Raw genomic sequence first — 10,297 nt, 5'->3', positions numbered from 1 at the left:
GTCCGGTCGGTTTCGCGGCTTGCCGAATCAGGGGACGAGCACGGTAAGCGCGCCGGGCACCGCGCGCAGGGTTACGGGAAGAGTGCCCGCAGGTTCGCCGTCGGCGGTAGCGGGAGCGCCGGGAGCGGTGAGAGTCACCTGGGCGACGCGATACTGCTTGGACTTCGGATGATCGATTCGCTTACCGGCCGACAGGGCTGGCAGCATGCGGAGCATATCCAGGCGGGAAACCGCGCCTACGACAGTCAGATCCAGTAGCCCGTCGTCCATTACCGCATCCGGGCAGACCCGCATGCCTCCGCCGTAGGTGCGGGTATTGCCGATGGCCACCATGACGGCGTCGGTCTCGATGACAGTGTCGGTGTCGGGATTGTCGAGTGCGCCGGGCACGACACCGGACAGCTCGATTCGGTACGGCACGGTGAAGCGGCCGGAGATCTCGGCCAGTGCGGCGAAGGTGTAGCGCAGTGGGCCCTTGGGCCAGCGCATATCGTTGGCGCGCAGGGTGACTCGCGCATCGAATCCGGTGCCGGTGACGGTGGCGAACCACTTGGGAGTGAATCCGGGCGAGGGCGATTCGATGCGACCGAGGTCGATGGTGCGGGTGCGGCCGCCGAGGATCAGGTCTGCTGCTGCGACGGGATCGTCAGTGGGCACACCGATTTCGCGCGCGAGATCATTGCCGGTGCCCGCGGGGATCAGGCCCAGCGCTACGCCGGTCTGCGCAATGGCTTCCAGCACGACATTCATCAATCCATCGCCACCGATGCAGACCACCGCATCCGGCGTGGCGCTGCCGGTAATCGAATCCCGCACCTGGCGTACGGATTCGGCGGCCGATGCCGCGCGGACCTCGGTGACCTCGACCCCCCGAGCGGCGAAACGCGCCAGCGCGGCCGTGGCCACCTCGTGTCCTCTGCCGACACCGGACTGCGGGTTGGTCACAACGGTTATCGCACGCATCGGACGCGAAGCCTGTGTCACGGGACCAGCTTTCCCGGGTTGAGGATGCCCGCGGGGTCCAATTCCCGCTTCACCGCGCGCAGTACGCGCACGCCGAGATCGCCGATCTCCTCCGGAATCCAGGGGCGGTGGTCGGTGCCGACCGCGTGATGGTGGGTGATGGTGCCGCCCACGGCCACGATCGCGTCACCGACCGCACGTTTCGCGATATGCCACTGGGCGATCGGATCGTCCAACTGCTTGGCGATGACGGTGAAGTACAGCGACGCTCCGGTCGGATAGGTGTGCGAGATGTGGCACATGACCAGCGGCGGGGTGCCCTGTCCAGCAAGTGAATCCGTCAGTGCCGCAGTCACCTTCGCCTTGAGCTGGGCCAGATTCGACCAGGTGGTCGCGGTTTCGAGGGTTTCGCACAGCACACCGAGATCGAGCAGTGCATCGCGCATATAGGGTGCGGCGAAACGTCCGTGCTCCCATTCCTGAGCCGGGGTCTGTCCCAGCGAAGTCCCGCCCCCCGCCGCGAGCAATGCGCCCGCCTCCGCGCCGCGGGCCGCGACATGCGCCTGGGTGCCTTCGAAGGTGCTGACGGCCAGACAACCGGCCACCGCCTCGCCGCCGATGTCGGCGGAGCGCGCCAGGTTCACTCCGGTCTCGACCTCATCGGACAACCGCAGCACCGTAGGCGCGGCACCCGCCTGCACCACTGAACGCAGTGCGGCGGCGCCAGTTTCGAAATCCGGAAACGACCAGGCCTGGTAGCTGATGGTTTCCGGGACCGGATGCACCCGCAGCGTCACCTCGGTGATCACACCCAGCGCACCCTCCGACCCGACGAACAGTTCACGCAGGTCCGGGCCCGCGGCGGAGGCGGGTGCGCGGCCGAGTTCGATGGTTCCGCTGGGTGTTGCGACCTTGAGATGCTGGACCATGTCGTCGAAGCGACCGTAGCCCGCCGATGCCTGACCGGAGGACCGGGTTGCGGCGAATCCGCCGATACTGGCGAATTCGAAGCTCTGCGGGAAGTGACCGAGCGAAAGTCCATGTGCGGCGAGGAGTTCCTCAGCCTTGGGTCCGGTGAGTCCCGCGCCGAGCGTGGCGGTGCCACTGACCGGGTCGATCTCCGAAATACCGTCCAGGCGGCGAATATCCAGCGCGATGACGGTGTCGAAGCGACCGCGGACCGGATCGACGCCGCCCACCACGCTGGTGCCGCCGCCGAAGGGTACGACCGCGATGGCATTGTCGGCGCAGTAACCGAGCACCGCGAGTACCTGCTCGTGATCGGCGGGGAAGACGACAGCATCGGGTGCGTCCTGCGGACCATCGGCGCGACGACGCAGCAGGTCCGGGGTGCTCTTACCGCCCGCGTGCAGCAGCCGATCGTGGTGGTCGACCGAAATGCTGCCCACGCCGACCACCGCGACCAACCCGTCCCGTTGAGTCGGCGTCAGCGTCGACTCGCGTAGCGGCACATCGCCCTCATCGCGGCGCGCCACCGGGTCACCGGACACCCCGAATACCTGCGTCAACAGGTCCCGAATCGAAGCCGAGAGCGGCTTGTGCCCGGCGGGGATGCCCCAGGCGTCCCAAACCATACCCGCCGCATACGTAGGCTCGCCCGGGTTTGCGGCGGGCGCACCGGTCTCGGACTGTCCGATTTCGTCGGTGTGCTGTTGCGTCTCGACCATGCGTTACAGTTTGACATAGACTGTCAAGCAGTAATGATCAGGCATCCGTTTTCCGGCACTTCGGTGCCGCCGACACCCGGTGGTGATACCCGATGACCTCCGCAGCGTCCACCCCCGATGACGCGCTTTCGGCCACCGATCTCGCGATCCTCGACGCGGCCAGGGCCTGCGTCGAGGAGTTCGGGGTGCGCCGCACCACACTTACCGAAGTCGCCCGCCGCGCCGGTGTCAGTAGGCCCACTGTCTACCGCCGCTGGCCGGATACCGGATCGCTGGTGGCCGAACTGCTGGTGCGCGAATTGCACGCGATCGTCGCCGACACCATGCCTGCCGCGGGAGATGCGCGCACGCGGCTGGTCGCGGGGGTGGTCGCGGGTGCGGCGACGATTCGCTCGAATCCGTTGTTCGGCAAGATCTTCCGCACCGATACCGATCTGATGCTGACATATGTCTTCGGCCGCCTCGGGCGCAATCAGCGCGCTCTGATCGACCTGTTCAGTACGAGCATTCGAGAAGGCCACCGGGACGGCACGATTCGCCCGGGCGATCCGGAACAGATGGCGACCATGCTGCTGCTCATCGCGCAGTCGGCGGTGCAGTCGGCCGGTACGGTCGCACCGTTGCTGGCCGGTGCGGCGCTGGACACCGAGTTGGCCCGTGCGATCGACGGTTACCTGACCCCCGTCGAGAAGGCGCAATGACAAAAGCCCGAATACCTCAGCACCGGCTGATTGTCCGCCGTCGAAAAGGATTGTAATGACTACGAATTCGGCTGATCCCCACGGCAATTCCGCGCTGAATGCCACACGCCGCAACCGTGAACTGACGCTACTCGGCGACGGCGGCGAAATCGACGTGTTGGTGATCGGCGGCGGCGTGACCGGAGCCGGTGCGGCGCTCGATGCCGCTGCGCGCGGGCTGCGAACCGTGCTGGTGGAGCGCCACGATCTGGCATTCGGCACTAGCCGCTGGAGTTCGAAGCTGGTGCACGGCGGGCTCAGATATCTGGCCAGCGGGCAGGTCGCCATTGCACACGAAAGCGCGGTCGAGCGCGGGATTCTGATCACCACCACCGCACCGCATCTCGTTCGCCCCCTGCCGCAGCTGGTACCGCTGCTCCCGGAAATCGGTATCGCACAACGCACTTTGATCCGCGCCGGCTTTGTCGCCGGTGACGTACTGCGCCGCAGTGCGGGCACTTCGCCTGCGACACTGCCACGTTCGCGTCGGGTCGCCACCGCCGAGGCGCTGCGGTTGGCACCGATCGTGCGTCGCGACGGGTTGCGCGGCGGCCTGCAAGCCTGGGATGGACAGCTGGTGGACGATGCGCGGCTGGTAGTCGCGCTGGCTCGCACAGCCGCCGCACAAGGCGCAACGATCCTCACCCGCCTGGAAGCCCTTGACGTGACCGGCGATTCGGCCACCGTGCGCGATACCCTGACCGGCGAAGCCATGACCGTCCGGTCCCGCACGGTCATCAATGCCACCGGCGTCTGGGCCGATCAGGTCGACCCGAGCATCGAACTGCGTCCGAGCCGCGGCACCCATCTCGTTTTCGATGCCGAATCATTCGGCGGACTGACCGCTTCGCTTACCGTCCCCGTCCCCGGCAGTACCAGCCGCTTCGTCTTCGCCTTCCCCGCCGCGCACGGCCGGGTCTATCTCGGTCTCACCGATGAGGATGCCCCCGGCCCGGTTCCCGACGAGCCGAAGCCCACCGAAGCCGAAATCGATTTCCTGCTCGACACCATCAACACCGCACTCCGAGAGCCATTGACCCGCAATGATATTCGCGGCACATACGCCGGACTGCGCCCGCTGCTGCGGACGGCCGACAACAGCACCGCCGATATCTCCCGTCAGCACGCGGTCCTGCACTCTCCCACCGGCGTCATCACGATTGTCGGTGGCAAACTCACCACCTACCGCAAGATGGCCGAGGACGCTCTCGATGCGGCGATCGCGCACGGCAACCTCACCGCCGGTCCGTGCCGAACCAAGCGACTTCCGTTGGTCGGCGCGGTCTCCGGTGCCGCCCGCGATCGCATCAACGCCCCGACCGTGCTGGTCGAGCGCTACGGTAGCGAGTCCGCGTCCGTACTCGAACTTGCCGATCGGAATCCCGCCTTGGCCGAACAGGTCGCACCCGGAATCGACGTCACCGCAGCCGAATTCGCCTTCGCGATCACCCACGAAGGCGCCCTCGACACCGATGACCTGCTGGACCGTCGCACCCGGATCGGTCTCGTCCCCGAGGACCGCGCGGCAGCCTTGCCCGCAGCGGAAGCCGCCTTCGCGCGGCAGCATTAGCTCAGTCCATTTGCCAAGTGTCGAGTTCGGCGCGCATGGCGGCGCGCGGCCAGAGGTCGAGGCCGTGCGCGGCCTCGGCGGCCCGGATTTCGCGTAATTCCGCGGTCTCCTCGGCGGGGGGCAGAAAGCGGAAGCCGAGGCGTTCGTAGTACGGGCCGTTCCAGGCCACATCAATGAAGGTTGTCAACGTGATCGCCTGCATCCCTTGGGCTTTCGCCCAGCGCACGGCATGGTCGATGAGCCGTTTGCCGATCCGCTTGCCCGCGTGATCCGGATCCACCGAAACCTGGTCGATATGGGCGTTACCGTCGACGATCCCGAGGATCAGATAGCCGATCGGGCGGCCAGCGGCATCGGGAAAGATCCAGGCGCGGCCCGCGTGCTGGAATTCCCGCAGCGTATCCAGTGACGGCGGATCGTCATCGGCAACGGCCATCATGCCGATGTCGGCGAATGGTTTGCCCGCCACGCGCTCGATATCTTGCAGTATCGGCAGGTCGTCCTCGACCGCCGGTCGAATCATCCGCATAGACTATTCTCCCACGGCATTCATTCGACCGGAGTCGCCAGGATGCCGTTGACCAGCGCACGCAGCGCCCAGCGCGACCGATCGTCGCCGCCGCCCGCCAGCATCTGTTCGCGCATGGCCACCAGTGTCGGATAGCGGTCGGCAGGTAGTTCGGCGAAATGACGGGCGACCTCGGCGACATAGTCCTGCTCGTTGGTGTCCTTGGTGTTGTACGCGCTCTGCTCCACGGCCTGCGCGGATATGTGCAGGTAGATCAGGTCGACGGCCCAGGAATTGGTCTGCGGGTCCACACCGCCCTCGGCGAGCAGGGCAAGTAGCCGCTCCACGATCAGCAGCGCGTTCGGGCTCGTCGGGATCGAGCCGAGCGCGACCAGTGCGAGTCCCTCGTGTTTCGACATCGCGTCGACGGTCGTTTCGACCAGCGTCGTCAGGCGGTCGCGCCAGGTGTCGCCCGTGGGCTCGGGCACCGTACCGAGCGCCTGGTCGAGCATGGCGGCCATCAGGTCGTCACGGTTGGCGACGTAGACATAGAGCGAGGCCGCGCCGGTATCGAGGTCCTGCGCGACGCGGCGCATGGTGAGGGCGGCCAAGCCGTCGCGGTCGAGAATGCGCAGGCCGGTATCGATGATGACGTCACGACTGAGGGGTGCCTTCGCGGGACGGGCCCGGCGGCTGACGGGTGCGGCGCTCATATTTCGGAGCATACGCCTCGACGAACAGCGTTTGACACGAACAGCGTTCGCCGCATAGGGTTCAATTGTGTCGAACACTGTTCGTAACGATCATTGCTCGCTGCCGATAGACCTTCCTCGAGAGCTGGACATGACCACCCCAACACAGCAAGCGGCGCCACCAGATACCAAGGTCAGCCCCCGAATGTGGGCGATATTGGCCGTCATTCTGGCGGCTGACATCCTCGACCTACTCGATTCGACTATCACCAATATCGCCGCGCCGACCATCGCGCGGGATCTGCACGGCGGACCAGCGCTGATCCAGTGGCTCGGTGCCGGATACGCCCTCTCCCTCGGCGTTCTGCTCGTCGTCGGCGGCAGACTCGGCGACCGCTTCGGCAAGCGCAGGTTGTTCCTGATCGGCTTGGCCGGGTTCACCCTCGCCTCGATCGCCTGCGGCCTCGCCGTCGATCCGACCACGCTGATCTCCGCGCGACTCGTACAGGGCGCCTTCGGCGCGATGCTGATTCCGCAGGGTTTCGGCATCCTGACCAGCGTCTTTCCCCGTGAACAGCGCGGCAGGGCATTCAGCGTTTTCGGCCCGGCCCTCGGCCTGTCCGGAGTATGCGGACCGATCCTGGCCGGATTTCTCGTCGATGCCGATCTATTCGGCCTCGGCTGGCGTGCCATGTTCCTGATCAATATCGGGCTCGGCGGGCTTGCATTCGCCGCCGCCTATCGCCTACTGCCAACCGAACAGGGCGATCGCACCGTCACCATCGATGCACTCGGCGCTGTTCTGCTCGCCGCAGCGATGCTCGGCACACTATTCGGTCTGATCGACGGCTCGGCCCACAGCTGGACCGCTTCATCGTTCGCGTCGATAGCGGCGGGAGTCGCGGCCTTCGCGCTGTTCGCCCGTCGGCAGGTCACCGCGGTCGCTGCGCTGATCGAGCCGACGTTACTGCGGAACCGGGGCTTCACCTCGGGTCTGATCCTCGGACTCGTCTTCTTCGCCGCGGTCTCCGGGCTGTTGTACGTGCTGTCGCTGTTCATGCAGAACGGCCTCGGTTATCGCCCGACCGAAGCCGCGCTCGGCCTGGCGCCGCTGGCCGTCGGCATAATCATCGCGTCGATTGCCGCGCACCGACTATTGGCTGAACTCGGTCGCAATCTCATCCTGATCGGCCTATTGATCACCCTTTTCGGCACCGGCCTGCTACTGATTCTCGCACTCACCACCGCAATCACTAATGCCCCTTGGGCTCTCGCCGTGGCGATCCTCGTGCTCGGCCTCGGTATGGGCACTTGCTTCGGCAGCATCTTCGTTGTCACCATCGGCGATATCGACCCGTCCGAGACCGGCAGCGGTAGCGGATCCCTTTCCGCCGTACAGCAACTCGCCAATGCGATCGGCGCCGCCGCCATCACCACGGTGTACTTCCACACGGTCGGCTCCGGTGCGGCGCACGCGCTTACGGCCAGCCTCGTATTCGTCACGGCCACCACGCTGATCAGCCTCGGTCTGGTGCGACTGCTGCCGCGACATGCCCAGGCCGAGCCACAGCACTGAATCACTCTCGACTCGAGGACTTCTCATGATTCTTATTACCGGAGGCCGCGGCGCGGTCGCCACCAAGCTCCTGTCCCTGCTGCGCGCCGACGGCCACCCTGTCCGCGTCGGTTCCGGCCGGCCCGAGCAGCTTCCCGCGGGAGTACCCGCCGTCACCTGCGACCTGCGCAACCCGGCCACCTTCGCCGCCGCACTCGACGGCGTCATCTCGGTATTCCTGTATGCCGAACCCGAGTGCATCACCGAATTCGTCTCCGCCGCAACCGAAGCCGGAGTCGATCACATCGTGCTGCTGTCCTCGTCCGCAGTGCTCGATCCGGCTGCGACCACCAATCCGGTCGCGAAGTCCCACCTCGACGCCGAACTCGGACTGGCCGACGCACCGATGACCGTCTCCGTGCTGCGTCCCGGCGCCTTCGCCGGCAATGCCCGCGGCTGGTCGTTCGCGATCAAGGCCGAACGCCCCGTCAGCCTCCCCTACCCCAATGCCTACACCGATCCGATCCACGAACTCGACGTCGCAGAGTGCGCACATGCGCTGCTCACGAAACCCGACCACCGTGGCGGTGTCTATACCCTCACCGGTCCGCAGACCTTGACGTTCACCGCGCAGATCGACCTGATCGCCGAGGTCACCGACCGCACCGCAACCATCACCCACGTCACCCCCGACGCGTGGAAGCAAGAGATGGCCGAATTCATCCCCGGCCGCTACGCCGACGGCCTGCTCGACTATTGGCGACGCTGCGACGGCGTCCCCACTCCGATCACCGACGCCGTCTCCATCCTGACCGACCACCCCGCCCGGCCGTTCACAACCTGGCTCGAAGACCACGCATCCGAGTTCACCGGCTGACACCTGTCCGGGCTCATCGCGCACCGACCCGGCAGTATGAATCCCGCCGTACCGCCGGTCGTTCACGCAGTGTCCGCGCGCAGCGGTTTGCCCGCTCGCAGAAGACCGCATCTGTGGGAGGGAGTCTTTGGTATTCAGTGGTGCACGACACCTCGTCGATCAAAGCCGGTAAGAATCACAGCGTGTGCGCGCTTGCGGTTCGTCGGCGGCCGGTTTCGGGTGCTGGGTACGTTCTATGCTGGACGCCGGTAGTGGGCCGGGAAGGAGGCGCGAGTGCGGAATGACGCGTCGACGGTGGGGATTGCGCCAGGTGATGGTCTGATCGCACGCTTCGGCGCGGGCGGAGATCCGAGGCGCGGAAGGATCCCGCCGACTCTCCGGAGCCCGCGCGTTCACCTGGGTAGACGAAATCGTGCGAGAACCGGTGCGCCGGATCGCGGTCGGCGCGGACATCGCTTTCCCGATCCACGAACTCCCACGCACCGACCTGCGCGCCGGCATCGTCGCCGGCAGCGGCTTCGTCCTGCGCATAGCCGCCCGCCGCACCGGAAAATCGGCGAACACCCGAGCCCGCACCACCGCTAATCCCTCCCCCGTCGAACCCCCGCCCACCGCTCCGGCCGGATTCGAAGCCCTGCGCGAGCCAACCGCAAAATCCGCGACCGAATCGGCACCAGCCGCAGGCTCCGCCCAAAGCCCAGGCGTCACACGCGAGGCTGGATCTGCCCGTCCGACAGGGGAATCCAGCCGAGACCCCGCTGCGCGGTCGACCGCCCCCAACGAGCAGGGGCGCTCCGCAGGATCCGCCACCGAGTACGACGGGCCAACCGAGAGGGCGGGAACCACCGGATCGGTGGACTCTGGCCAATCCGCGCAGCGATCCACTACCAAGTCCACCGCACACGACAAGCCAACCGAAAAGGCAGGACCCACCGGATCGGCGGACTCTGGCCAATCCGCGAGGGGATCGGCGGCGCAGAGCGTGGGATTCGGCGCGTCGGCCGATAAGGTCGGGCCCGCGAGATCGACGTCCGCTGCTCGACTCGGCGCAGCATCATCGGAGGCGCGGCCGAGTGGTTCGGCACCGTCGCGTGCATCCGGGCAGGCAGATGCGCCGGAGGAAATCGGCACCCAAGCCATGCCCGCCCGGGAACGAGAGGACGCCGCTGGAACGCGGGCGGGTTCGGCAGCGCGGCCGGAACCGATTGCATTGCACAAGATTCCGGCGTTGCAGGGGGTACGACCGCGGCCGCTACGACCAGTAGGCGAGGCGAATAATCAGGAGAACTCCGGGGCGCGACCGCCCGTAGGCGCGCTGGTTCTGGCGGATGGCTCCGCGTTTCCGCTGGACCGACCGTATGTCGTCGGCCGCAGCCCAATGATCGACGAGACGGTGCGTGCCGCCACTGCCACACCCCTCGCGGTCCCGCGCGATCGCCACGTCTCGCGGGTGCACGCCTACGTCTCGGTCGACCGCGGGAAGGTCTACGTCCGTGACGCCGCAACCCCCGCAGGCACATTCATCGCCGCCCCTGGCGCCGACGAATGGACCCGTATCGGCACAACCCCCACCGAACTGCACCCGGGCTGGAGCCTCCGCATCGGCCAACGCATCCTCACCTACCGCACCGAGGCCCACCCGAAGCACCCAACCGAGGCAACCAGCAAACGACGCCGTTCCTGAGCAGCTCACACCGCCACCGA

The 10,297-nt window shown here is 66.7% G+C and carries 9 protein-coding genes; 5 read left to right on the top strand and 4 right to left on the bottom strand.

Annotated features, from left to right (window positions below):
* Positions 1-27 precede the first annotated feature (27 nt).
* Complete coding sequence (locus ACQP2U_RS08690; protein WP_433714192.1) at positions 28-984, bottom strand: YegS/Rv2252/BmrU family lipid kinase; 957 nt, start codon at positions 982-984, stop codon at positions 28-30.
* On the bottom strand, positions 981-2,558 hold the full coding sequence (locus ACQP2U_RS08685; RefSeq protein ID WP_433716406.1) for an FAD-binding oxidoreductase: 1,578 nt from the start codon (positions 2,556-2,558) through the stop codon (positions 981-983). Before ACQP2U_RS08685 ends, ACQP2U_RS08690 begins: the two co-directional genes overlap by 4 nt.
* 185 nt (positions 2,559-2,743) lie before the next feature.
* Here ACQP2U_RS08685 and ACQP2U_RS08680 point away from each other — a divergent pair, with 185 nt between their 5' ends.
* Positions 2,744-3,352, top strand: a complete 609-nt coding sequence (locus ACQP2U_RS08680; protein WP_433714191.1) for a TetR/AcrR family transcriptional regulator — start codon at positions 2,744-2,746, stop codon at positions 3,350-3,352.
* 55 nt (positions 3,353-3,407) lie between these two features.
* On the top strand, positions 3,408-4,961 hold the full coding sequence (locus ACQP2U_RS08675) for a glycerol-3-phosphate dehydrogenase/oxidase (protein WP_433714190.1): 1,554 nt from the start codon (positions 3,408-3,410) through the stop codon (positions 4,959-4,961).
* 1 nt (position 4,962) lies between these two features.
* On the opposite strand, the gene ACQP2U_RS08670 is transcribed toward ACQP2U_RS08675, so the two are convergent.
* Positions 4,963-5,484, bottom strand: a complete 522-nt coding sequence (locus ACQP2U_RS08670) for a GNAT family N-acetyltransferase (protein ID WP_433714189.1) — start codon at positions 5,482-5,484, stop codon at positions 4,963-4,965.
* 26 nt (positions 5,485-5,510) lie between these two features.
* Positions 5,511-6,182 carry a TetR/AcrR family transcriptional regulator gene (locus tag ACQP2U_RS08665; RefSeq protein WP_433714188.1) on the bottom strand — a complete coding sequence of 224 codons (672 nt, stop codon included), beginning with the start codon at positions 6,180-6,182 and terminating at the stop codon, positions 5,511-5,513.
* Between the two features lie 130 nt (positions 6,183-6,312).
* On the opposite strand from ACQP2U_RS08665, the gene ACQP2U_RS08660 reads away from it, so the two are divergent.
* From ACQP2U_RS08660 to ACQP2U_RS08650, 3 genes are all read left to right on the top strand, one after another.
* A complete protein-coding gene (locus ACQP2U_RS08660) occupies positions 6,313-7,737 on the top strand; it encodes an MFS transporter (protein WP_433714187.1) in 1,425 nt (474 codons plus the stop codon).
* 25 nt (positions 7,738-7,762) lie between these two features.
* Positions 7,763-8,593, top strand: coding sequence for an SDR family oxidoreductase (locus tag ACQP2U_RS08655; protein WP_433714186.1), 831 nt, complete (start codon positions 7,763-7,765; stop codon positions 8,591-8,593).
* A gap of 412 nt (positions 8,594-9,005) precedes the next feature.
* Positions 9,006-10,277: an FHA domain-containing protein gene (locus ACQP2U_RS08650; protein ID WP_433714185.1), complete on the top strand. Its 1,272-nt coding sequence runs from the start codon at positions 9,006-9,008 to the stop codon at positions 10,275-10,277.
* Positions 10,278-10,297 lie beyond the last annotated feature (20 nt).

It is taken from the genome of Nocardia sp. CA-084685 (assembly GCF_050955785.1).
In the GTDB taxonomy this organism is placed as follows: Bacteria; Actinomycetota; Actinomycetes; order Mycobacteriales; family Mycobacteriaceae; genus Nocardia.
This window is presented reverse-complemented; position numbering and strand designations above follow the sequence as displayed.